General features: G+C 67.3%; 18 protein-coding genes and 1 pseudogene. 8 read left to right on the forward strand and 11 right to left on the reverse strand.

The features are described 5' to 3' along the window. The 6 genes from WEG36_12565 to thrA form a co-directional block, all read right to left on the reverse strand. On the reverse strand, positions 1–824 hold an 824-nt coding region (locus tag WEG36_12565; GenBank protein MEX1258443.1), incomplete at its 3' end, for an ArsA family ATPase. 4 nt (positions 825–828) lie between these two features. Further along, the gene (locus WEG36_12570; protein MEX1258444.1) at positions 829–1,101 is read right to left on the reverse strand and encodes a cory-CC-star protein; all 273 of its coding nucleotides are present in this window, start codon (positions 1,099–1,101) and stop codon (positions 829–831) included. Positions 1,102–1,184: 83 nt separating this feature from the next. After that, positions 1,185–2,888 carry a carbon starvation protein A gene (locus WEG36_12575; protein MEX1258445.1) on the reverse strand — a complete coding sequence of 568 codons (1,704 nt, stop codon included), beginning with the start codon at positions 2,886–2,888 and terminating at the stop codon, positions 1,185–1,187. A gap of 87 nt (positions 2,889–2,975) precedes the next feature. Continuing rightward, positions 2,976–4,364, reverse strand: a complete 1,389-nt coding sequence (gene thrC / locus WEG36_12580) for a threonine synthase (protein ID MEX1258446.1) — start codon at positions 4,362–4,364, stop codon at positions 2,976–2,978. Further along, positions 4,342–5,301: a homoserine kinase gene (locus WEG36_12585; GenBank protein MEX1258447.1), complete on the reverse strand. Its 960-nt coding sequence runs from the start codon at positions 5,299–5,301 to the stop codon at positions 4,342–4,344. Before WEG36_12585 ends, thrC begins: the two co-directional genes overlap by 23 nt. Further along, positions 5,291–7,852 (reverse strand): bifunctional aspartate kinase/homoserine dehydrogenase I, encoded by a 2,562-nt coding sequence (gene thrA, locus WEG36_12590; protein MEX1258448.1) that lies wholly within the window; start codon positions 7,850–7,852, stop codon positions 5,291–5,293. The genes WEG36_12585 and thrA overlap by 11 nt, the downstream gene beginning before the upstream one ends. Before the next feature lie 450 nt (positions 7,853–8,302). On the opposite strand from thrA, the gene WEG36_12595 reads away from it, so the two are divergent. Further along, positions 8,303–9,082, forward strand: a complete 780-nt coding sequence (locus tag WEG36_12595) for a rhomboid family intramembrane serine protease (GenBank protein MEX1258449.1) — start codon at positions 8,303–8,305, stop codon at positions 9,080–9,082. Between the two features lie 227 nt (positions 9,083–9,309). Here the strand turns inward: WEG36_12595 and WEG36_12600 are convergent. Then, positions 9,310–9,612 (reverse strand): annotated as a pseudogene (locus WEG36_12600) (peptide chain release factor-like protein). Positions 9,613–9,896: 284 nt separating this feature from the next. On the opposite strand from WEG36_12600, the gene WEG36_12605 reads away from it, so the two are divergent. The 3 genes from WEG36_12605 to WEG36_12615 all read left to right on the forward strand — a co-directional run bounded on the left by WEG36_12605 (position 9,897) and on the right by WEG36_12615 (position 11,832). After that, positions 9,897–11,003 (forward strand): AI-2E family transporter, encoded by a 1,107-nt coding sequence (locus WEG36_12605; GenBank protein ID MEX1258450.1) that lies wholly within the window; start codon positions 9,897–9,899, stop codon positions 11,001–11,003. 80 nt (positions 11,004–11,083) lie between these two features. Then, the gene (locus WEG36_12610) at positions 11,084–11,527 is read left to right on the forward strand and encodes an ABC transporter ATPase (protein MEX1258451.1); all 444 of its coding nucleotides are present in this window, start codon (positions 11,084–11,086) and stop codon (positions 11,525–11,527) included. Next, positions 11,527–11,832, forward strand: coding sequence for a RyR domain-containing protein (locus WEG36_12615; GenBank protein MEX1258452.1), 306 nt, complete (start codon positions 11,527–11,529; stop codon positions 11,830–11,832). Before WEG36_12610 ends, WEG36_12615 begins: the two co-directional genes overlap by 1 nt. Here the strand turns inward: WEG36_12615 and WEG36_12620 are convergent. The 4 genes from WEG36_12620 to WEG36_12635 form a co-directional block, all read right to left on the reverse strand. Next, positions 11,802–13,760 (reverse strand): NAD-binding protein, encoded by a 1,959-nt coding sequence (locus WEG36_12620; GenBank protein ID MEX1258453.1) that lies wholly within the window; start codon positions 13,758–13,760, stop codon positions 11,802–11,804. The two genes, WEG36_12615 and WEG36_12620, sit on opposite strands and share 31 nt — an antisense overlap. Before the next feature lie 62 nt (positions 13,761–13,822). After that, on the reverse strand, positions 13,823–14,746 hold the full coding sequence (locus WEG36_12625; protein MEX1258454.1) for a CsgG/HfaB family protein: 924 nt from the start codon (positions 14,744–14,746) through the stop codon (positions 13,823–13,825). Positions 14,747–14,790: 44 nt separating this feature from the next. Then, positions 14,791–16,167 (reverse strand): TIR domain-containing protein, encoded by a 1,377-nt coding sequence (locus WEG36_12630; protein ID MEX1258455.1) that lies wholly within the window; start codon positions 16,165–16,167, stop codon positions 14,791–14,793. Between the two features lie 152 nt (positions 16,168–16,319). Beyond that, positions 16,320–17,375, reverse strand: coding sequence for an alpha/beta fold hydrolase (locus WEG36_12635; protein MEX1258456.1), 1,056 nt, complete (start codon positions 17,373–17,375; stop codon positions 16,320–16,322). A 190-nt stretch (positions 17,376–17,565) separates the two neighbouring features. Between WEG36_12635 and WEG36_12640 the strand changes: the two genes are divergently transcribed. The 4 genes from WEG36_12640 (at position 17,566) to WEG36_12655 (ending at position 22,888) form a co-directional block, all read left to right on the forward strand. Continuing rightward, positions 17,566–19,677: a HEAT repeat domain-containing protein gene (locus WEG36_12640; GenBank protein ID MEX1258457.1), complete on the forward strand. Its 2,112-nt coding sequence runs from the start codon at positions 17,566–17,568 to the stop codon at positions 19,675–19,677. A gap of 52 nt (positions 19,678–19,729) precedes the next feature. Further along, entirely contained in the window at positions 19,730–20,581 is an 852-nt protein-coding gene (locus WEG36_12645) for a DMT family transporter (protein ID MEX1258458.1), read from the forward strand. 70 nt (positions 20,582–20,651) lie between these two features. Next, positions 20,652–21,251 carry a TetR/AcrR family transcriptional regulator gene (locus WEG36_12650; protein MEX1258459.1) on the forward strand — a complete coding sequence of 200 codons (600 nt, stop codon included), beginning with the start codon at positions 20,652–20,654 and terminating at the stop codon, positions 21,249–21,251. A gap of 131 nt (positions 21,252–21,382) precedes the next feature. Further along, positions 21,383–22,888 (forward strand): TolC family protein, encoded by a 1,506-nt coding sequence (locus WEG36_12655; protein MEX1258460.1) that lies wholly within the window; start codon positions 21,383–21,385, stop codon positions 22,886–22,888. The last annotated feature ends 29 nt before the right edge of the window (positions 22,889–22,917 follow it).

Here is a 22,917-nt window from a genome sequence, read left to right on the forward strand (position 1 = left end):
CGCCGGCTCTCCAGGAATTCGCCGAGATTCCCCTCCGGAAGGACTCGGTTGACGATGACACCGGTGACGGGAATCTGCGCCGCCGTAAGAGCCTGATAAGCTCGGTATCCTTCTAGGATCGCCAGCTTCTCCGGAATCACGACCAGGACAAAGGCGCAGCGGCTCGCGTCCTGTAAGATTCGGCGAGCCCTCGAAAACCGGTTCCTGCGGGCGTCCAGAATCTTGCGGATCCGTTGCGCGCGGGGGTCGGCGCCGCCTCCCTCCTCCTCGTCCATCGTCATTCCTCGCAGACTCTCGCGAAAGCTCTCCGCCTTCTCCCTTCGCTTGAGAAGTCCCTCCATCCAGGCCGTCATGACTTCCGGCAAGGAGAGGAGGCGAAGGGTGGAGCCCGTCGGCGCCGTGTCGAAGACGATCCGATCGTACGATTCCGACGACTCGAGCAGGATCCGGCTCATGCGTTCGAGGAGCGCGGCCTCCTGGGCGCCAGGGGCCATGCGCGTGAGCTCGATCTGGCTGTCGATATCCTTGTACATTTCCGGCCGCACTAGCTCCCGGAGATTCTGGCGCACGGAGTCGAGGTAGTGGTCCACCTCGTCGTCCGGATCGATCTCGAGTGCGTCGAGGCCGGGCACGATCTCCGTCCCCGGGTCCCCGATCGTCCGGTCGAAGAGGTCGCCGAGATTGTGCGCGGGGTCGGTGGAGACGAGGAGAGTGCGTTTTCCCGATTCGGCGAACGCCAGTGCCAGTGCGGAGGCCGTGGTCGTCTTACCGACTCCACCTTTTCCTCCGACAAAAACGATCGGCCGGTCCGCGAACGCGAGCATCAGCTCAGCAACAGGCGATGTGGCTGAGAGGCGAGTGATCCATGCCCATGCGCCGGTGCCAATCGTGGAACCTCTCCTGGAGGATGGGGAGCATCTCGAGCATGTAATAGGTGGCGGGATTCGGGATTCCCACCACCTCGGAATAAACGAGGAGCATGAAGAGGTCGTCCTCGTCCCTCGCCGCGCGGGAGAGAGTGCTGCGGTAAGGTGCGACGTAGAACTCGCGAAGGAGCTCGGCGATTTCCTTGATCCGTGACTTCGCGTCGTCATCCGGCACGGCGGCCTCCTTCGCTCGCGCTCCGGTCCTGGAAGCGGCGAAACCCGCGCCGCCCCCAGGACCGGGCCTTCTGGAATCTGGCCTCAAACTCCGGAATCGAAGACTTCGGCCGCCTTCCGGTCCAGCCCTTCCTTACGCGCCCGGGCAAGGGCGCCCAGCGCCTCGAGTGCGACCCAGATCGCAGCGCCCAGGATGATCAGGTCTACCCCGACGAGGAAATAATTGCCCTGGTCGTAAAACTTTCTGAGCTGGAAGATGAGGGCCCAGATCGTCATAACGAGGAGGAAGGAGAGGGGGGCGAGGGTATAGATGACCGGCCGGCCCAGCTTCATGAGAAGCGTCGAGAGCACGAGAAGGGTCAGGGCCCCGAGCAGCTGATTGGTCGTTCCAAAGAGTGGCCAGATGATGCGACCGCCGGAACCGCCACCTTCTCCGACCCCGAACGCGAGCCCCACGCAGCAGAGTACGACGACGAGTGTCGAGAGGTAGCGCCCGGTGAGAAACTTGAGGCCGTAGATCTGGCCCCACTCCTGCACGATATAGCGCTGGAGTCGCACTCCCGCATCCATCGTCGTGGCGGCGAAGAGGATGGCCATGACCGCGAGGAGCGTTCCCGCGAAGCCCGCGGGCAGCCCGAGTCCTTGGGCCACGAGGGCGCCGCCGCCCTGCACCCAGCCGTTCATGCCGCCGCCGATGGAGCCGGACGAATAAAACGCCGTCCAGTCCGCCGTCGTGGCGAATCCCGCTGTGCACGCGATGATCGAGGCGAGCGCCAGGATCCCCTCGCCGGTGGAGCCGAGATATCCCACGAAGCGGGCATCCGTCTCCTTGTTTAGCTGCTTGGACGTCGTGCCCGAAGCGACGAGACCGTGGAATCCGGAGATGGCCCCGCAGGCGATCGTCACGAAGAGGAGAGGGATCAGGGGGTCGGTACCCGCCGGCGGGTTCGGGTTGATGGCGGGTGCGACGATGGTCGGATTCGCGATGAGGACGGCGGTGTACAGCACGGCGAGGCCGACAAAGAGCTGAATCCCGTTGATGTAGTCCCTCGGTTGCAGGAGGAGCCAGACCGGGAGAATCGATGCGATGGCCGCGTAGATGAAGAGGATCATCACCCATTGTTCCTCGGGTCCGTAACCGAGGATCTGGGCCGGAAGCTCGAGGGGAATCGCGTCCCCCACAAACATCGTCCCGTACAGAACGATCACGCCGATGGCGGTGACCCACACGAGCGAAAGACCCTTCCTGTAGATTCCCCATCCGATCGCCATGGCCACGGGGAGCACGGCCCAGACCGGGATGACGCTGCTCGGCGTGCTGACGAAAAGCTCCCCGATGATGATCGCGAAAGTGGCGTTCACCATCAGGAGGAGGAGGAAGATCACGATCATGAAGACGTTGCGGGCGCGTTTTCCGACGATCGTCTCGGTGAGGGCGCCGATGGACTGTCCCTTGTGGCGCACGCTCGCCCAGAGCGCTCCGAAATCGTGGATCCCCGCGAAAAAGACCGTTCCGAGGGTGACCCAGAGGAAGGCCGGAAGCCAACCCCAGATCACGGCGATGGCGGGTCCGAGAATGGGAGCGGCGCCGGCCACGGCAGCGAAGTGGTGCCCCCAGAGCACGAACCGGTTGGTCGGGACGAAGTCTATGCCGTCTTCGAGCTCGTGCGCCGGCGTCACAAAGTCCTCGGAGAGCCGGTACAGCTTCTCCGCGATGAACTTCGAGTAGAACCGATAACCGAGAGCGAAGGCGCCGAGACCGATGGCGGCCAGCAAGATCGCGTTCATCCGCGGGCACTCCTCATGGTCGATCCCCTCGTATTAAGGTTGAACCACCGGTTACAAAGCCCCGCTAACTTCGGCGCGGACTGGCGATCAGGCAATAGCGTTCGCAGCGTTCCTGACGAGGGTGCGGAGTTGGTCGGGATCCGGACCGAGCCGGACGGTGGCCTCTTCCCCTTTGCGGATCGCCGCGATTGCTTCGGAAGAGGTGCCTTCCCCCTCCCAATCGCCGCGCGCGGGGGGCGCCTGGCCGGTGGCCCGCAACACGGTTTCGGGGAACTTGGCGGGATCGGCCGTAGAGAGGATGAGTCCCGGTACGGCGCCGCGCCCCTGGCGTACTTCCTCCAGCCCGAGGTATCCCACGGCGGTGTGGGGATCCATGAGGTAATTCCGCTCCTGGTGGACCCGACCCATCGCCTCGAGGACCTCCGCGTCGTCGTGCCGGGTCGGAGTGATCCGCTCACGGAGCGCGGGGATGTCCCGCTCGTAAATCGTGAGGATCCGCTCGAGGTTGCTCGGGCGCGCCACATCCATGGCGCTCGACAGCGTTTCGAGGGAAGGCCCTTCCGGGAGGCGGCCGGCCTCGAGGTAACGCCGCATCGCGTCGTTCGCGTTGCTCGCGGCCACGAAGTGCGAGATCGGGATCCCGATCGACTCCGCGATGATTCCGGCGGTGAGGTTGCCGAGATTCCCCGAGGGAACGCTCACGACCAGATTTTCGCGTTCCGCGTCGGGGAGAGATGCCCACCCGTACGCGTAATAAAAGGACTGAGGGATCAGGCGTCCCACGTTCACGGAGTTCGCGGATGTGAGCGTTCCCGGGAATCCCTTCCCCGGATCCGCGAGGACTTCCTTGACCATCCTCTGGCAATCGTCGAAGGAACCCTCCACTTCGACCGGGATCACCGAGCCGGAGCTCGCGGGGGCCTGGATCTGGCGGCGCTGGACGTCGCTGATGCGATTCCGGGGAAAAAGGACGACCGCCTTCACGCCCTCGAGGCCTCGGACGGCCTCGGCGACGGCTCCGCCGGTGTCTCCGGAAGTCGCCACGAGGATCAATACCGGACCCTCGTCCACCTTCCGCAGGTGCGGGAGGAGTCGGGCGAGAAAGCGGGCCCCGAAGTCCTTGAACGACCCGGTCGGGCCGTGGAAGAGCTCGAGGATCCAGGTGCGCTCTCCCACGGGAACCACGGGAACGGGGAAGTCGAAGGCGCCGCGCACGATCTCCCGAACCACATCGCTCCCCAGCATCGGCTCGAGGAGGAGGAGGGCAATCCGCTCCGCGACTTCGGGGAAGGGAAGGCCGACCAGCGCGTCGCGCTCGCGCGACGACAGCCGAGGAAGGGATACGGGAAGGTAGAGCGCCCCACTCGGGGAAGGGTCTTCGAGCACCGCGTGGCGGAGCGAGACTTCCTCGAAGGGCGGCCGGGTCGAAACGAGTCGCATCACCGTCGGGTCGTCAGCTGTCGGCGGCGCGATCATGGACGATGCGGGCACCGCGCGGCGAGACTGGAGAGAGGAAGAGCCGCGCTTCAACATCCGAAGCCTTCGCGAAGGCTTCGCGCATCGCCGCGCCGACGCGTTCGGCGCTTTCGGGAGTGCGGCAGAGGGACATGATCGAAGGGCCCGCCCCCGAGATTCCGCATCCGACGGCACCCGCCCGGAGCGCCGCTGCCCGCACCGCGGCGAATCCGGGGATCCGGTGCGCCCGGTGCGGCTCCGCGATTCGATCCTCGAGGGAGTCGGCGACGAGTTCCCAGTCTCCGCTGTGCAGCCCCTGCACGAACGCGGACGTGTTCCCCCACTGGATGACCGCCGCGCTCAGCGGAACCGCGCTTCCGATCGCTACGCGCCCTTCGCGGGTGCTCATCTCGACGTTGGGATGGAGGAGCGCGACCGAGAGGCCGTGAGGAATGGGAAGCCTGACGACCGGCCGGACACGCGAAGGGCGGACCAGAAGTAGGCCGCCGAGGAGGGCAGGGGCGATGTTGTCGAGGTGCGCGCCGCCCGCCGCCATCCCTTCTCCAGCCAAGGCACACTCGAGAAGAGTCTCCGGTGACGAACGGGTGTCGAGGAGCGCGTCCGCTGCGAAGACGCCGGCCACCGAGCTCGCAGCGCTTCCCCCCATCCCGCCGGAGAGGGGAAGGCCCTTCTCCAGAACGATCTCGATTCCCTCTTTGCGTCCGGTCGCCTGAAGGAGCGCCTGGATGGCGACGGTGGCAGAGTTCTTGTCGGCCTCGGTGGGAAGGCGGCCTCCATCTCCCTCGATCCTGGTGATCCTCACTCCCGGGGATGCGCTGAGCCGGGCGCGCACGAGGTCACCCGGGGATTCGAGCGCGAGCCCGAAAGTGTCGAAGCCGCAGATGACGTTTCCGACGGTGGCCGGAGCGAAGGCCGCGACCTCCCGCTCAGGTGGCATCAACGGGCTTCCGGAGGCCGTGGGTCACACGTTCGGAAGCGGCCAGGAGATCCGACATGAGCCCAGCGGCCGTGACGTTCGGTCCCGCGCCCGGACCCTGAATGAGCATGGGGTGGCGCGAGTAACGCATGGATCGGATCTCGAGGACGTTTTCCGTTCCGCGAATCCGCGCGGCCGGCCGGTCGAGGGGGACCTCGACCATGCGGATTTCCGCGCCGTTCGCGTCCACTCGCCCCACGGTCGCGAGGCGGCATCCTTTTTCCGTGGCCGCGCGGCTGCGTTCGGCGATTTCGGCATCGAGCGCGGGGAGCCCCGCCATGAAGGCCTCGACCGACTCCGCCGCGAGGAGCTCCGCGGGCAGGATCGGCTCGACGCGGACGTCTTCCGGTTCGAGCTCCCAGCCGGCGGTCCTCGCCAGAATCACGAGCTTTCGGAGCACGTCCATGAGCCCCAAGTCTTCCCTGGGATCGGGTTCGGAGATCCCGCGCTCCTTGGCCTCTTTCACCGCCTCGCTGAAGGGCCGGCCGCGGGCCACCTCATCGAAGAGGAAGGTGAGCGTGCCGGAGAGGACGCCCTCCATGACCTCGATGCGGTCTCCGCTTCGCCGCTGTTCGGCGACGGTGCGTATGATCGGGAGGCCCGCGCCCACCGTCGTTTCGTAATGGATCCCTCCACCCCCCGCGGCGGCGCGGAAAATCGCGCGGTACTCTTCGATCGAGCGGGAGAGCGCGATCTTATTCGCGGTCACGACCGCGGCGCCGGAGCGGAGAAACTCCTGATACCGGCTCGCGACATCCGCGCTGGCGGTACAGTCCACGATCACGAGGGGATCGCCGGTCACGACCGACTCGACCACGTTTTTCGACGTGTGTTTCCCTTCGGCGAGGAGCTCGCGCCAGCGCCCCGGATCGAGTCCTTCGAGGTCCACCACCGCCCGCCCGCTCTGCGAGATGCCGACGAGGACCGGAAGAAGGCCGTGGGGAGCGAGCGCCTCCTTTCCGTGGTCCCGCAGCTGTTCGAGCAGCGCCCCTCCGACGCTCCCCACGCCCAGAACGACGATTCGCACCGGGTGCGGCTCCCCGGGGGGGGCGAAAAAGGCGCGATGCACGGCGCGGAGCGCGGGTCCTTCCTGTTCCGCGGCGACCACCCAGGAGATGTTCCGTTCCGAAGAGCCCTGCGCGACGGCATGCACGTTGACCTTGGCCGCCCCGAGGGTCGAAAAGAGCCTTCCGGCGATCCCCGGCGTGTCGCGCATTCCCTCTCCCACGATCGCCAGGATCGAACAACGCTCCTCGACGAAGGGGTCGCGGAGGAGCCCCGCGACCCGCTCGCGTCGGAACTCCGCCTGGATCGCGGCCAGGGCCTTCGAGAGGCGGCTCCGGGCAACGGCGAACGAAACGGTGTGTGCGCTCGAATCCTGGGTGAAGAGGAGGGAATCCACCTCCGCCTGGCCCAGCGCCCGGAAGAGCCGCTCGCACGCTTCGACGACTCCCACCTGTTCGACCCCCTCCAGCCGGATCAGCGCCACGTCGCGAATCGCGGACATTCCCCGGACCGGTCGGTACGGGTCGGCCGGGAGGCGGCCCACCACGAGCGTACCGGGGAGGGTGGGATCCAGCGTGCTCCGAATGCGGAGCGGGATCCCCGCCTTTCGAGCGGGTTCGACGGCGGGTGCGCACATGACTTTGGCCCCGAAGTGGGCCAGCTCGAGCAACTCTTCGTAACCGATCTCGCGGACGGGGGTGGCGTCCGGCACGCTCCGCGGGTCGGCCGTGAGCACGCCGTCCACATCGGTCCAGATCTCGATTCCTTCCGCGGCGAGGGCGGAGCCGAGAAGGGTCGCGGTGTAATCCGAAGCGCCGCGGCCGAGCGTGGTTGTTTCGCCCTCGGGGGTCGCCCCGATGAAGCCGGTCACGACGGGCACTCCCACCGAACCGGGTAGGTGTGCGCGGATCAATGCGTTCGAAGCATCGAGGTCTACGCGGGCGGAGCCGAACCGGGCGTCGGTGCGGATGAGTTGGCGCGCGTCCACCGAACGGGAGGGCGTACCGCGCGCTCGCAAAGCCGCCGCGACCAGGATCGAGGAGAGGATCTCGCCGAAGGAGAGCATCCGGTCCCGGGTCCGCGGACTGCACTCCCCGAGGAGCTGCGCGCCCCGAGCTAGCTTCCGGAGTTCCTCGAAGGCTTCCCTGATCGTCTTTTGGAGCGCGGCGAGCTCCTCCGGTAGGGCGACCCCTTTCAGGATGCCCAGGTGGCGCTCCTCGAGCTTCCGCAGGCGGTCTTCGTAACCCCCGTTTCCCCGTCCCGCGAGATCGGCGGCGGCGTCGAGCTCGTTTGTCGTCCCCCCCACCGCTGAGACCACGACGATCGGGGTCACCTCCTTCCGCGCTTCTTCCACCAGCCCCGCCACGGCGCGAATCCGATCCGCGTCGGCGACCGAGCTTCCGCCGAATTTGAGGACCCGGACGCCGCGGCCTCCCGTGGGCACGGGCGCGCGCGCCGGCGATCCCTCGGGGGGATGGATCGGCTTCGGCGGGGCTTCCTGTTTCACGTCGCTCTCTTGGTTCTGGCGTGCATCGCGGCATTCGCTCGATTCGGGAACGCGGCTCCGGAAAAAAAAACGACCCCGACCTTCGAGAGGGCCGGGGTGGGGCGTCGGGTTCCGATTCGAGGGACGAAACTCAGATCAAACTCGGGCGCCTTCCCGGCCGGTCCTCCGGGTCGTGGAGGTCGTCGGACGGCACGTCGTCGTCTCGAGTCGGATCGAGCTTCCCTGGGCAGTCATAGTGGACATTAATCGCCTCGGTTCTGGTGGGTGTCAAGGGCTTCGGGCCCCTTCCAAGGGCAGGGACCCGGGTGTACCGCGGCTTGATCCGGGAAGGCCGCAGGGCCAACTTCCTCCCCTCGGCGACGGAGTCCGCATGGGCCCGCGTGGGCCTTCTTCGCGCCACCCCTCACCCTTCTCTTGCGACCTGTTAGGTCCCGCCCTACGGCAGGCACGATGACCCCTTGGGTTCGCAGGCTCCTCTTCACGAATGTTGCCGTGTTTGTGGTGGCACCACCCCCGTTCGGCCTCCTTGGGCTCCTCCCCCCGGCGATCATCGAGGCGACCTGGCTCGTCCCCGCCCTCGTGCCGCTTCGGCCCTGGACGGTTCTGACCTACCAATTCCTCCACGCCGGCGCTCTCCACCTACTCTTCAACATGATCGGTCTCTTTTTCTTCGGCCCCCATCTGGAGGCGAGGATTGGAAGCCGCCACTTCCTTGGGCTCTACCTCGTGAGCGGGGTCTTCGGGGCAATCCTCTCGGTCGTGACGCCCAGCGCGGCGATCGTGGGGGCCTCCGGGGCGGTGTTCGGCGTATTCCTCGGATTCGCGAGGTACTGGCCCAACGAGCGTGTCTACATCTGGGGGATTCTTCCGGTCCCAGCCCGCATCCTCGTGATCGGGCTCGCGGTCATGTCCATCTGGGGCGGGATGGGGGTGGGCGGGGGGGGGATGGGAATCGCCCACTTCGCGCACCTCGGTGGATTCGTGGGCGGATGGCTCTACCTCGTCCTTCTCGAGCGGAACTCGCCCGCCCGCCGCTTCCGGGCGCAGGTAGAGGCGGCGACGCCGGTGAAGCCGGGCGGAAAGGATCTGAGCCGTTGGGAGTCGGTGGACCGGCAGGGGCTCCATCCGCTCAACCGGGAGGAGTTCGAGCGTCTTCTCGAAAAGGCCCGGCACCTGGGGTCTCCGTCGCTCACGGCTCAGGAGCGCGCCTTCATGGAGCGCTTCACGTAGAGCCGAGCCCCGGCTAGGAGTGGTTCGTCCCGGAAGTCTCTTGTAGCACCGAGGGTACGGATGGAGACCGTAGTGCTAGGCGCGAGGAGGAGTCGTAGCAACGCTACGGCGACGACGAGCAACGACGCAGGACGGGCTCCAGCCGCAGCCGAATGCCAAGAGACTTCCGGGACGAACCACTAGGGTCTCGCGGGCGTGTCCCGAGCGCCCGTGATGCGAAGGGCCCATCAACCTTCTGGGTCGGGGGGGCGGCGGAGCCCCTTCTTCGAGGATCGGCGGCGCTTCTGTTCGAGGCGCCGCTTTTTCTCCCCCTTGGGAATGCGGGTCGCAATGCGGCGCTTGGGCTTTCGGCGCCTGGCCGCAAGCTTCTTCCTCAGCCGCTCGAGCGCGAGCGAGCGATTCCGGTGCTGGCTTCGCTCGGCGCGGGAAGTGACCACGATTCCGGTGGGCTCGTGAGTGAGCCGGACCCCCGACTCGGTCACGTTCTGGTGTTGCCCGCCTTTCCCCCCGGCGCGAAAGGTGTCCACTCGGCACGCCGCGAGGAGCTCGTCGTCGCTTTCCGGGACGAGCTCGAGCGAAGTCGTTTCGTGCGGCTCGTCACCCACGGGTCGCGACCTCCCCTGCCGGTCTTCGGTGATGGATCGAGGACGCCCCCTCGAACCTGGCGTTCGATCCCGAAAAATCTAAGGTAGGAAGCTCCTCCTCCGGGCGCCCACCCCTAGCTTCGGGAACTCTCTCCAATGACATTCCAAGTTCGCGATTCCCGGGCGCCCCGGGAGGCGCGGAGCACCGCGGAGGGGAGACCGCGCGAGGAATGGCCGAGAAGCGGAAGGGACAGGGTTCGGGGCAGAGCGATTGGGGGCCGGGCGCCCGCTTCCTCGTCGTGCTCGGAGGGGCCGTCGTCGTCATCGCGGGTCTCCGCGCCGGAAGGCCGATTCTCCTCCCCTCCGCTGTGGCGCTATTCCTGGCCATTCTGTCTCTCCCGATCATGCTCTGGCTCCAGCGCCGGCACGTTCCCGCTCCTATCGCGATTCTCCTCGCCGTGCTCGTCGAGGTCGCGATCTTCGGCGGGATCATCCTCATCGCGAGCCAGTCCGTCGCCGACTTCCAGGGACGCCTCCCGAGTTACGCGGAGCGGTTTCAGGTCCTGCTGGACGAATGGATTGCGGCTCTCCAGGCGCGCGGGCTCCCCGCCGCCGAATATTTCTCCGGTGAGTTTTTCAGCACGGAGAATGTGATGGCGTTCGTCCAGGGTGCGCTGTCGCAGGTGGCCAACTTCGTCTCGAACACCTTCCTCGTATTCCTCATCCTGGTTTTCATGCTCGCCGAAGCTTCCATCTTTCCGAAAAAATTTCGAGCGGTCTTCGATGAAGGGGAGCACGACCTGGGCCGCTTTTCGAAGATCACGAGCGAGGTGCTCGACTATTTGGCGATCAAGACGATGGTCAGCCTCGCTACGGGGCTCTGCATCGGGCTATGGGCCTGGGTCATGGGACTCGACTTTCCCATCATTCTGGGGTTGCTCGGCTTCCTCCTGAACTACGTTCCGACCATCGGTTCGATCATCGCCGCCGTGCCGGCGGTCCTTCTAGCCCTTCTGCAGGGAAGCGGGCCCGGAGCCACCGTGCTCGTCATGCTGGGATACGTCGTGATCAACGTGATCTTCGGGAATCTCTTGGAGCCGAACCTTCAGGGCCGCCGTCTGGGCCTTTCGACGCTTGTCGTGATCCTCTCCCTCATGTTCTGGGCGTGGGCGTGGGGACCGGTCGGCGCGCTTCTCGCGGTCCCGCTGACCATGGTCGTGAAGATCATGTTGGAGAATACGGAGGACCTCCGCTGGGTCGCGGTGCTCCTGGACCGGGAGGCTCCAACTCAACCCAGTTCAGGTCCAGCGCGCATCGACCGGGACGAAGAAGTGTGAATTCCAAGGACGCATTGGCCCCATCCGCTTCCGACCTCCTCCCGGGCCTGCCGGATGCCGCGCGCTTATGGATCTTCGGGGTGAACCGTCCACTCGCATCAACCGAAGAGGAACGGTTCCTGCACGAAGTCGACGCTTTCCTCGCGAACTGGAAGGCGCACGGCTCCAGCCTCGCGGCCGCGCGTGATTGGCGTTACGGCCGGTTTCTCCTCGTGGGCGTGGACGAGAGGATCGCTCCACCCTCGGGGTGCTCGATCGATGCGCTGGTCGGGATTCTCCGTGGGCTCGAGGGCGAGCTCGGCATCGAGATCCTCGGCGGGGGGGCCATCTGGTACCGTGACGAGGCGCACGACGGCTTTCCCACGCGCGTTTCGCGGGAAGTCTTCGAGAAACTGGCCGAGAGCGGAGAGATTTCCGGGGATACGATGGTCTTCGACCTTTCTCTCACCCGGGTCGGGGAGGCGAGGGAAGGGAAGTGGGAAAGGCCGGCTCGAGAGGGCTGGCACCGGCGTTACCTCCGGTAGTGGCCGGTTCGGTGAAGGAGGGGCCCGATCCGATCACGACGGAGGGGGTGAAGCTCCCACCCCCCCTCCTCGCTCTCACCGAGCGGCTCGCCCGCCAGATCCACGACCTTTGGGCAGCGCGACGGTTGGGTGAGGGGTGGCGGTACGGTCCAAGCCGGGACGACTCCGCGAAGACCCACCCCGGACTGGTGTCCTACGAAGACCTCTCGGAGTCCGAAAAGGAGTACGACCGACAGACCGCGCTGGAGGCGCTCCGCACCATCGTGGCGCTCGGCTACCGAATCGTTCCGCCCGAGGAGGACTGACGCCACCTCGCCTCGATCAGCTCGACCTGTTCGTGATCCTTCTTCTGCTCCGACTCCGGCAGGTGCTCCCAGGCGCATAGGCTCTCGCGCAGCTTTTCGGTATCGCTTCGCGGGCCGTACCGCCACCCTTCCAGGAGACGTTCCGCGACGTAGCGGTTGTGCTCCATGCGCGCGAGCGCGTCGCGGGCCTCCGGTGGGAGGGCGGTTGGGCCGGCATCGGCCCCCAGCCGCTTCGCGGCGTCGAGCTTGATCGCCACATGGTGTGCCGCGGCCTCGCTCGAGCCCTTGAAGGCGTGCTCCAACCAGGCCGACCTCGCGGGGTCTACGGCGCCCTCCTCTCTGCCCGCCCGTCCATGCGCGATGTGAAACGTGTCGGCGAGGTGAAAAACCTCCGCCTGGACCAGCCGCTCGTAAGAGCCGCAGTCGGCCGCGCTTCCGAACGCCTTCACCTCATCCAGGGTTCCCGCTCGCCGTCCCCGTTCGAGAAAAACGGCGAGCCCCTCTTCGTCCCCCAGATAAACGAAGAGCGGGAGGAGCGAGCCGCGCCGCGCCAGGGCCGCGCCGAGTGAAAGGGCGGCCTCGAGATTCCGGCGGTCCTCGTCGAAGGCGACGATGAGGACGGGGCGGGCTTCGGGGGACTGGCCGGGGGTCAGTCGCTCGGTGAGGAGATCCGCGAACTCGGGCGAATCGAAGGAGGCCGGGAGGTCCACGAACTCGGCGTTCACCACGTACTCGGCCGCAATGGGTCGTCCGTCGCGGCCGATCGGGCTCTCGCGCCGCCATGCGGGGTGGAACGGGCGGCCCGCTCGCGCCGTCCATTCGTCCTTGGCCGGATCCGGCGCGTGGACGTAGGGGCCGAGATCGAAGGTCATCGGGTCGGGGGCGAACGCCGGATATCGCTCGAGGAAGGCGCTCCTGGCCCGCTCCGTCGCGGCATCCTTCCAGTCGTCCACGACGGTCATCCGTAGCCGGCGGCCGTTTTCGAAGTGCGCCAGCTTCGCGGCGTTGAGTGCGACGGCCTGCCCGACGGTCCCGAATCCCACAACGATGTAATACGCGACTTCCGTGAGTGACGGGGCATGGGCACGGCCGAGCTCTTCGACCATGAGGGCACGCGCCGCATTGTCGGGGAGGTTGAAAACACGCAGCCGAAAGCCATCGCCGGCATCCGAAAAGATCGGATTGTCACGGGCGGCTTTCGCCAGGGTCGGGCTCGACACGCTGGCGATGCAGAGGAGCGGACGGGTTGGTCCCCCGGCGTCGTCCTCGACATCCGTCGCCACGAGGGCGGCCACATCGAGATTCGTCGCGTCGTCCCCGCAGGCGATAAAAAGCTCATCCGCGAGATCGAGCCGGGCCTTCTCGCGGCGCTTCTTGTCCGATGCGTTTCCGACGAGGACGACGGCGCCCCGTTCCCGAGCGGTTTCGATCGCGGGATTGTCGGGATCGATCTCGATCGCGATGACCCCGCGGCGCGCGCGCCGCTTCTCGTCGGTGAGATCGCGCACGAGCTGCGAGCCGACGCGTCCGAGCCCGCAGACCACGGCGAGCGAGAGGGTCCCGTGGTGTGCGCCCCTGGTGAAGCGGTGGAGCTTCACTTGCTCGTAGTTTCGGCGAACGAAGAGGGAGAATAGGTATGCGAGCCCGAATCCGACGGTCGCGATCGCCGAGATGATGGTGCCGATGTATGGGAGGGATTCGAAGGTGAGGGGATCCGTGAGCGTCGGGAACTCGTCGGCGAGTCCCTCGAACGCGATCATCCCGAAGATCGTGTAGATCGCCCGGGGGAGCGCCGCGAGTCCCCCTCGCCCTTCGGCGAAGGGCCAGAGCGCCCAGAGTCCGAAGAGGAAGGTGAGCGCGGCCGCGATACGCCCGCCCCAGGCCACGAAGGCGGGAGGCGCTTTTTCTTCCCGGGGTCCGGAAGGCACGAAGGCGGGCGGCTTGTGGGGCGGGAGCGGGTGGGCCGGGCGTCAGCCCCGGAGGCTCGATCTCACGGGTTTTCTTCGCGCTCCAGCCGGTCTCCGACCTCGGCGGTCCCCTCCACGACGGTCGCCACGGAGGACTGCGAGAGGACCCGTGTCACCTGAAGAATGCCGACCCGGTCGGTGATCTCGTCGAGGACGTTTCCGTCGCGGTCGCGGATGACGTCCACGATCCGAACGACGCGGAAGCGAGTGCCCTCGAGGATCCCCGAGTCCGCGCCATCGTCAATGTAGATGGACCCGTCCTGTCCGATTCCAGTCACTTCGGCCGGCGCGGCCGCGACGACTCCGCTCGTCGGCATTCGGTCGCGCTGTTCCACGAGGCTGGCCAGGATCGTCTGAATCGCCGGGCCCAGAGCCTGGTCCGCGATCGTCGGATTGTACTCCGTCGTCTCGGCCGTCCGGATAACGTCCGTGACGATTCCCCGCCCCAATACCTCGTTTCCCTGGGCCTGCGCCGCAGCCACGATCTCACCGGTTTCCACGCGGATGACGCGCACGTTCATCGCGCTTTCGGCACGCGTTTCCGACGCGCCCACCTGGAGCCCCCCAAGATTCAGCCCCCCGCCCCGCTGGCTGATGTTGAAGCCGGTGAGCTCACCGGTGATGAGGTATTCCGCCCCGAGGAGCTTCCCGAGCTCGACGGCCTGTTCCGGAGTCACCGCACCGGACTGCCCCATGTAAAGCTCATCGTGTACGCTCTCGACCTGTTGCCGCTCGAGCACCGCAAAGGCGCCGCTGTTCACGAGCCCCACGGTGAGCTGGCTCGCGGCGCTCGCGCCGAGCTGGCGTCCCCACCAGTCGGTCCGGTTCTCGAAGGATAGAACTGCCACGCGGGGGCGGTCCTGCGCGAGAGCCTCCACGGTGGTGGCCAGGGTGATTGCGGTGCCGAACGCGACCCAGGGTCCAGCGGTCCAGAATCTCGCCGTCATCGTCTCACTCCTTCGAAGCAGTCTCAATCGTCACGAACGCCGCTTCAGGGATTCGCCCGGCTGACCCAGCGGCGCAAGGTATTGACCGCGGAGCGTCCCACCTCCGCGGCAGCCCGGGAACGGGCCTGGTCCTCGCTTGCGGCGAGGTTTCCCGCGGTTCCCGCCCGCAGGACTTCGGCTCCGAGGAGAGAGCCCGTGGAAACCCTGTAGACCTTCAGGTCGAGCACGGCCGAGCCCGCGAAGAACTGGCCCACGGCGGGAGTGGCGTTCGCGGTCAGGCCTCCGACGACGAGGAACTCGGCACCGTGTTCGCGGCTCAGGACGGCGAGCTCCGAAAAGTCTCCGCGATTGGCCGCTTCCACCGCGCCCTGCTGCCCACGCAGAAGACCGAGGCTGTTCGCATCGAGGGGGGCGACCTCCGGCATCTGAAGCAAGGAACGGAGAACCGTGGTTTCCACCTCCGCGGCGGAGCCTGGTTCGTTCCCGTAAATCAGGACGAGGACACCCGTGGCGGCGTTGGCCGGCGCGGCGGCGGGTGCGCCGTCCCCCGCGGCGTCGGTGACCCGCGTACCGGCCGGTGGAGCCGAAGTCGCCGAAGGCACCGCTACCGGTGCCGTAGTTCCCTCCGCCGAGGGGGTCGTGGCGGCCCGAGTGTCGCCGGCTCCGGAAGTAGTCGGGGAGCCGGAGAGTTGGGCTTCGGACCCGGCCGCATTCCCGGGGAGGTCCGTGGACACTGGAGTGTCCACGAGGCTTGCCGCGGCCGGGGAGCCCTGCACTTCCCCTGACGGGGCGCTCCCCGCGGGTGGGGGCGGATCACTTTCACCTCCCAGCCTCGACAGCCCGAAGGCCACGGAGGCGACGAGGAGGAGGCCCCCGACTCCGGCGGGGACGAGCCATCGCCGGCCACCCGACGGAGCCGCCGCGGCACCCCCGTTGGTGGGCACGCCGGGCTGAGGCTGCGAGCGGGAGATCGGTCCCGGAGGTGATGCGGGGGGCGGGGGAGCGGCTCCAGTTGTCTCGGGGGAGACGAGGAGGCGGACCGCGTGGAGGAGCCGGTCCAGGTGATTTTCCATCGGGTCGGAGAGCGCATCGAGCCAGTGCGCGGCCGCGAGACAATAATACATCTCGTCGTCCATCTGGACGTCTTCGATCCGGAAGGGAACGATGGGGTGCCCGGATTCGAAGGCGATATCCACCTCGCGCTTGACCTGGGGCGACCGGTTCGCTTGGCCGGAGAAGATGAGGACCATCACGCCCGCATCACGAATGGCCTGTACGATGTGCGGCTTCCAGGGCTGGCCCGGCGGGATGTCTCTGGGCGCGATCCAGCAACGGATCCCGTCCGCCTCGAGGAAGTGGCAGGCCGCATCCGCGGCGCTCTTGTCCCGGCTCGAATAGCTGATGAAGACGTCGTGAGCCATCGCGGGAGCTCCCTCGAGCAGGACGAATCTTCGGGACAGCTGGACCCGCAGTGCGACCGAAGGGCAGGAGTCTCCGGGGCCACTTCATGGCGGGCGAGAGCGAAGGTAAGTGGGCCCGCGAGGGCGGTCAAACCGATTTGACTGCCCGGAAATCACGGCCCTTTCGGGGTCGGGCGCGGACCATCGCCGAATAGGATTCCCTGGAGGTAGCGGGCCGCTTCGCCCTCTGCCCAGAATCGAGGCCTCCACGGGGAGCTTTCCTCGACAAAACCTACGTGCCCTCCCTTCGGGTGAATGGCCCCGAGGAGCCACGGACTCTCCGACACGGCATCGGTGGGTACCGAGGCCGCGGGAAGGAAGGGATCGTCGAGCGCGTGCAGGAGAAGGGTCGGCACACGGATCCCGGGGAGACGCGGGCCGGAGGAGGCCTCGCGGTAATACTCCGCCGCGCTCGCGAAGCCGTGGAGGGGGGCCGTCGCCGCATCGTCGAACTCTCTCAGCGTACGGGCGGCGAGAATGCGCTCGAGATCCACGACGCCGGCCAGGAGCGCTTCCTTGGCCCGGGCCTTCGCCTGAAGCGAACGGAGGAAGTACCGGGAGTAAAGGCGTCCCATCCGGCCGCCCTCGAGGAGTTTCGATCCTTCGGAGAGATCGTAGGGGACGGAAACCGCCGCGGCCCCCCCGAGGAGATCGCGGGCGGCGTCGCCCTTTTCCCCGAGGAACCGGAGGAGGACATTGCCTCCCAAGGAGAATCCGAGCGCTCCGATCGGGCGGGTCGGATGTCGCTCCCGGAGGAAACGGAGAACGAACTCCAGGTCACCGATTTCGCCCGAGTGGTAGAAGCGCGGCTGGAGGTTGGGTTCGCCCGAGCACGACCGGAAGTTCATGCCCACGGCCCACATTCCCCGGCCGGTCAACTCCTCCATCGCAACCCGCATGTACCTGCGCCGGGTGGATCCCTCGAGGCCGTGCAGGACGAGGGCGATCGGTGCCTCGGGCCCCGGTTCGGGCCCGAGCTCCAAGTCGAGGAAGTCGGAGTCCGGAGTATGCACCCGTTCGCGGCGCACGAGGAGATCGGATTCGGGGCGGAGAACCCGGCCGAGCAGGGTCTGGCCGTGGGGGCCCCGCGCCCACCCCGCCGGACGAAACGGGCGTGGAACGAAGCCCCGATGAGGTTCCGGGAGGGATGCAGAGTTTCGGTCGGGCACGATTCCTTGGGGTTGGCGTGACGAACGGGTCCCGGTGGGCCACTTCGGGCACCACAATCTGACCCCGTGGGACCGCCGATTGAAGCCCCGGCCCGGTGGCGCGCGCGGTGGCGCGGGCCGCCCTGCCGAAGAAGCGGGGAGAAGGGTCGCGCGCTTGTTCCGGCGCGAACGTTGGGCGAAGATACACGCCATGTCGCAATGGGCGAAGCGCCCCGCGCGGGCCCGCATCATCGGCTCCGGTCTCCTCTTCCTGACCCTCGGAGGTTGTGGCGCCGGCGGCACGGAGGCCGTGCAGGAGACGGCGGCCGCCCCACTCTTCGTTCCCGACCTCCCTCCCCCGGATGGACTTCTCGGCAGTCCCGAGCTCCAGGCGGTGGTGGATCTCCAGACGCGGCGGGACGGGGAAGCGCTGAGGGCATTTCTCGCGGACCCGGATCCGGCGGTGAGGGCCCGGGCGGCCCTCGCCCTCGCATCGGTCCAGGATCCGCGGGCCGAGGGAGCGCTCGCCTCGGCCCTTCTGGACGAAGATCCCTCGGTCCGGCGAGACGTCGCCTTCGCCCTCGGACAGATTCCCTGGGCCGAGAGTGGGGCGTTGGTCGTCCGCGCCCTCGAGTTGGAGCGCGACCCGGAAGTGAGACTCCGGCTCGTCGAGGCGATCGGAAAACGAGGAGACCGGACCGCCGTCCGGGCGCTCCTCGAACCAGGTCCCGCGCCCGACGAAGGAGCCCCCTGGGTGCTCTCGCTCGCCCGCGCCGCGCTCCGGGAGATTCGTCCCCCGGGACTTCTCACCGAGCTCTTCTCCCGCCTCACCGACGCCGATCCCGCGGTGCGCTTCGCCGCCGCTTATTACTTCGGGCGGAGCTCGAACACGACCCCCTGGAGGCCGGAGGGCGCACGCCTCCGGACCGTCCTCGACGGATACGAGTGGGATGAGCCCGCCGCGACGTACCTAGTGACGGCGGTCGGACGCCTGGTCGAGACCGGCGAGGACGCGGAGCGGCTCGTGCGTTGGCTCCGGGAGGGGGTGGACTGGCGGGCGAGGGCGAACGTGGCCGCCGCGGTCCTGCATCCGACCTGGCTCGAGTCCCGGACGATTCGCGACGCGCTTTTTGCGGCCCTCTCCGATCCGTCCGAGCATGTGAGGGTCGCGGCGGCGGCCTCGATCGCACTCGCCCTCTGGAATCTTTCCGACGACCGGGAACGCGGCGCGGAGATCGTGCGCGGGCCGGTGGAGGAGTGGAGGGTCCAGATGGCGATTCTTCCTCCTCTGGCCCAACAGGGTTTCGAATCGCTCGCGCTCGACTGGACCCGTCGTATGGCGTCCCACCACCCCGTTCCGACGGCGCGCGGGATCGAGCTCCTGGCGAACCATGCGGGCACTGAGGTCACCGAGTTCCTCTTCGAGCTAGCGGACCATGCGGAGCCGGAGGTGCGCGCCGCGGCCACGACCGCGCTATCGCGGAGATGGCTCAGAGAGGGCGGTACCGAGTCCGACGCGCTGCGCCACCTGGATCTCTTCGTCCGCCTCCTCGGCGATGTGGCGCCACTTCCCGTCGCACGGGCGGCCGGGGCGCTCGCACATCCGGCGCTCCTGGCCCTCGGCGGGAACGAGGCGCTGCAAAACGCCTTCGAAGGGAAGAGGGCGGAGGGGGATCCAAACACCCTGGTCCCCCTGATCGAGGCGATGGGCCCCTCGTCCACGCCGCTCCTCCGAACTGTCTTGTCGGACCCGGACCCGACGCTCCGCAGGGCGGCGGCCGCCGCCCTCGAACGGGTTGCCGGAACGACCACCCCGGAGGCCGCTCTCGGGCCCGCACGCGTGGAACGGGCGGTGGACTGGGTCGCGCTCGCGGGGTATGGTGCGGAGCCGAGGGTTCGAATCGTAACGGAACGCGGCGACATCATCGTGCGCCTCACCCCGGAACAGGCTCCCATGTCGGTGGAGGCCTTCCTCGGCGAGGTCGCGCGCGGAGCCCACGACGGCGTGCGTTTCCACCGGGTGGTGTCGAACTTCGTCATCCAGGGAGGGGACGTCGGGCTCGGCGACGGGACTGGGAGCGCCGGGTACGAGCTTCGCACCGAGATCACACTTCTCCCCTTCGAACGGGGCGTGCTCGGGATGGCCTCGGCGGGGAAGGACACGGAAGGGTCGCAGTTTTTCCTCACGCACTCCGCGCAGCCTCACCTGGAAGGCGGATACACTGCCTTCGGCTGGATCGAAACTGGAGGGGAGGTTCTCGACCGCCTCCTCCAGGGCGACCGTGTCGTGCGGATGACGATCGAGGTGGCGGCTGGGACCTGATCCGGTCCTTCCGAGTCCTCCCGCGCCATCCCGGGCGCCTTTTCCTCTCGGGCTGCGTTACGTCGCGGCGGCCGCTTTTTTCTTCTCCCTGATGTCGCTTCTCGTGCGGCTGTCCGGAGGGGCGGGGTTGACGACGATGGAAGTCGTCCTCGGGCGGTCGCTGGTCGTCCTCGTTCTTTCGTGGACCTTCCTGAAACGACGGGGCCTTTCCGCATTGGGAGAGGATCGGACGCTCCTCTTCGTCCGGGGCGTCGTCGGCTTCATCGCGCTCTCCTGCTTCTATTTCGCGCTCATCCACCTCCCCCTCGCCGACGCCACGGTCATCCAATACACGAACCCCGTTTGGACCGCGCTTCTGGCCGCGCTCCTCCTGGCCGAACCCATTGGGCGAAAGGAGGTGGCGCTCTCGCTCATCTCGCTGGGCGGCGTGGTCCTGATGGCCCGGCCGAGCTTCCTTTTCGGCGGGGGCGCCCCGGGTCTCCCGCCGGGTCCGGTGGCCGTCGGAGTCGTGGGCGCCTTGTTCAGCGGCCTCTCCTACGTGGCCGTTCGGCGGCTGGCGCGGAGCGACGCTCCCCTTGTTGTCGTCTACTGGTTCGCTCTGGTGAGCACCCTGGGCGCCATCCCCTTCGTGGTGCGGGACTTCACCCTTCCGGGCCCGCGCGCGCTCGCCCTCCTTGGCGCCGTCGGCGTCGCGACCTACCTGGGGCAGGTGCTCATCACCATGGGGCTCCGTGAAGAACGGGCAGGACGAGCGATGGGGGTCGCCTACCTCCAGGTCGTCTTCGCCGCCACCTGGGGCGCGATCGTCCTTCGGGAGTTCCCGGACCGGTGGACCTTCGGTGGCGCCGCGGTCATCCTCGGCTCCACCTGGCTCCTCGCCCGGATGCGATCCCCCACCCTCTAGTGAACGCCGTTACGCTACTGCTCCAACGGATGGGTTGACCAAAAGTTTCAGTTTGTTTACGCTGTTCACCATGGATAAAACACGGGATCGAATTCTCACCTGCGCGTGCGACCTCTACCTGGATGACGGGTTCGAGGGGTTTTCGATGCGGAAGCTCGCACGCAGCGTCGGGGTCACGGCACCTGCGCTCTACCGGCACTTCCTCGGAAAGGAGCAGGTCCTGCTCGAAGTCGTGGGTGAAGGGTACCGGACGCTGATCCAGTACCTCCACCCGGCGCTGGGCGGACGGACTCCGGAGGAGCGATTCAGCCTGGCGGGGGCGGGATACATGAACTTCGCCCTCGAGCACCCACGCTACTACGAGATCCTTTACTCCTACACGGAATTTCTCGGCCTCGAGGAGCTCCCGGAAGGGATCCGAAAGCTCGTAGCCGGAATCGACCAGTTCTGGCTCGATCGGGTTCGGGAGTGCATGGACGCGGGAATCTTGAAGCCGGACGATCCCGAGTTGGTCGGGCGAACGTTTTGGGCGGTCTCGCACGGCCTCGTCTCGATCTACCACAGGAAGATGCTTCGCCTCTCCGAAGAGGAATTTCGCGAGGCCTTCGCAGCGGCGATGAGACAGCTGATGACGGGCGTCGGGGTGGAGGAGGCTCCCTCGGCGGCATGAATCCACGCACCGGTCACTCCGTATGGGATCGGGGAGCCGGAAACCAGGGCGCGAGCCCGACACGACGAATGGACCAAGATCGCGGGGCACCGGATATGGCGACGGTAAGGATAGAAGTGGGGGGATGGGGGGTGGAGTCCCGACGGGCGGCCGGGTCGCTCCGGCGAATTTCGAGGCGAGGCGGCTTCGGGGCGCCGGCCGTGGTTCTTACGGCGGCGATCCTCCTTCTGCCGGGATCCATCCTCGGTCAGGGGGCGGAGGCGGGGCGCTCGTTGACCCTGGACGCGGCCGTGAACCTCGCGCTCGACGGAAACCGGGATGTCCGACGCGCTCGGCTCACTCTCGCCGAAGCGGAGGGCCGGGTTTCGGAGGCGTGGGGAAGCGTATTCCCGAGCATTGACCTCACGACCTCGTACAACCGGAATCTCACTCCGCCGGGATCGTTTCTCCCGGCCATTTTCGTGGACCCGGATGCAGCTCCGGATGAGCTCCGCTTCATCCAGTTCGGCGCGGACAACGTCTGGTCGAACCAGATCTACCTGGAGCAGACCCTCTTCGAGGCCCGTGCCTTCATCGGTGTGGGGGCGGCCGGACGTTACCAGGCCTTTCAGGAAGAGGGTGTGCGAGGGGTGATCCACGACGTCGTGACGCGGGTCAGGACCCTCTATTACGACCTCCTCCTCGCCCGCGAGCAAGCCCGGCTGATCGAGCGATCCGTTGAGCGGGTCGTGCAGTCCCTCGAGGAGACGCGGGCCCTCAATCGTGCCGGCCTCTCTTCGGACTACGATGTCCTGCGCCTCGAAGTGGAGCTGGCGAACCTCGAGCCCCAACTCCGTCGCGCCGAGAACGAATTCCGCCGGATGGAGCGAGAGCTCGTGACCGAGCTCGACCTCCCTCCGGGGACGACGCTAGAGGTCCAGGGCGCACTTGCCGAGATGAACCTCGACGATCTCGCGCTCAATTCGCCCGAGAACTTGCGGATCCTCGAGTTCGCCGGAGTGGAGCCACCTGCGACGGTGGATGACGCGGCGGCCGAAGCGCTCTACGAACGGGCACGTGTCGCGAATGCGCAGCTCCAGCAAGCGAGTCTGAACGAGGAGCTCCGGAACGCGGAGCTCCAGGTCGAGCGATCGGAGTATCTCCCTCGGCTTGCCCTTTTTGGGAGCTACGACATCCAGGCCCAGCAGAACGGAAGTCCCGACTTTTTCGGGGGTGCGGGGCAGCGCGGCTACGGGCGCAACATCGGACTTCGGCTGACGATTCCGATCTTCACCGGTTTCGAGCGGAGCGCGCGCGTGGAGCAACGGCGCGCCACGCTGGGCGCGGCCCAGGTCGAGACCGAGCTCGCCGAGGATCGGATTCGCGACGAAGTGCGGTCGCTCCTCGACGAGGTGGACGAAGCTCGGCTGCGGGCGCGGAGCCAGGCGCTGGCCGTGCGACAGGCCGAACGGGGCTTCGAGATCGCGAGCGCCCAGTACCGCGAGGGGCTCGGGAGCCAGCTGGAGTTGACCGACGCCGAGGTCGCGCTGCGGCAGAGCGAGTTCAACTACGCCCAGGCCGTGTTCGACTACCTGTCGGCGCGCGCGCGGTTGGATCGGACGGTAGGAGAGGTGCCCTTGCCCGCCGCCGGTTCTTGAGGCCGGAGGTGGGGCGGAGACCGGAAGAA

It is taken from the genome of Gemmatimonadota bacterium, assembly GCA_040882465.1.
GTDB lineage: Bacteria > Gemmatimonadota > Gemmatimonadetes > Longimicrobiales > Gaopeijiaceae > JBBEBG01.

Excerpts from the sequence above, each read along its gene's own strand:
- WEG36_12575 (MEX1258445.1), bottom strand. The coding sequence starts at position 2,888 with ATGAACGCGATCTTGCTGGCCGCCATCGGTCTCGGCGCCTTCGCTCTC.
- thrC (MEX1258446.1), bottom strand. The coding sequence starts at position 4,364 with ATGATCGCGCCGCCGACAGCTGACGACCCGACGGTGATGCGACTCGTT.
- WEG36_12585 (MEX1258447.1), bottom strand. The coding sequence starts at position 5,301 with ATGCCACCTGAGCGGGAGGTCGCGGCCTTCGCTCCGGCCACCGTCGGA.
- WEG36_12595 (MEX1258449.1), top strand. The coding sequence starts at position 8,303 with ATGACCCCTTGGGTTCGCAGGCTCCTCTTCACGAATGTTGCCGTGTTT.
- WEG36_12605 (MEX1258450.1), top strand. The coding sequence starts at position 9,897 with ATGGCCGAGAAGCGGAAGGGACAGGGTTCGGGGCAGAGCGATTGGGGG.
- WEG36_12625 (MEX1258454.1), bottom strand. The coding sequence starts at position 14,746 with ATGACGGCGAGATTCTGGACCGCTGGACCCTGGGTCGCGTTCGGCACC.
- WEG36_12630 (MEX1258455.1), bottom strand. The coding sequence starts at position 16,167 with ATGGCTCACGACGTCTTCATCAGCTATTCGAGCCGGGACAAGAGCGCC.
- WEG36_12640 (MEX1258457.1), top strand. The coding sequence starts at position 17,566 with ATGTCGCAATGGGCGAAGCGCCCCGCGCGGGCCCGCATCATCGGCTCC.
- WEG36_12650 (MEX1258459.1), top strand. The coding sequence starts at position 20,652 with ATGGATAAAACACGGGATCGAATTCTCACCTGCGCGTGCGACCTCTAC.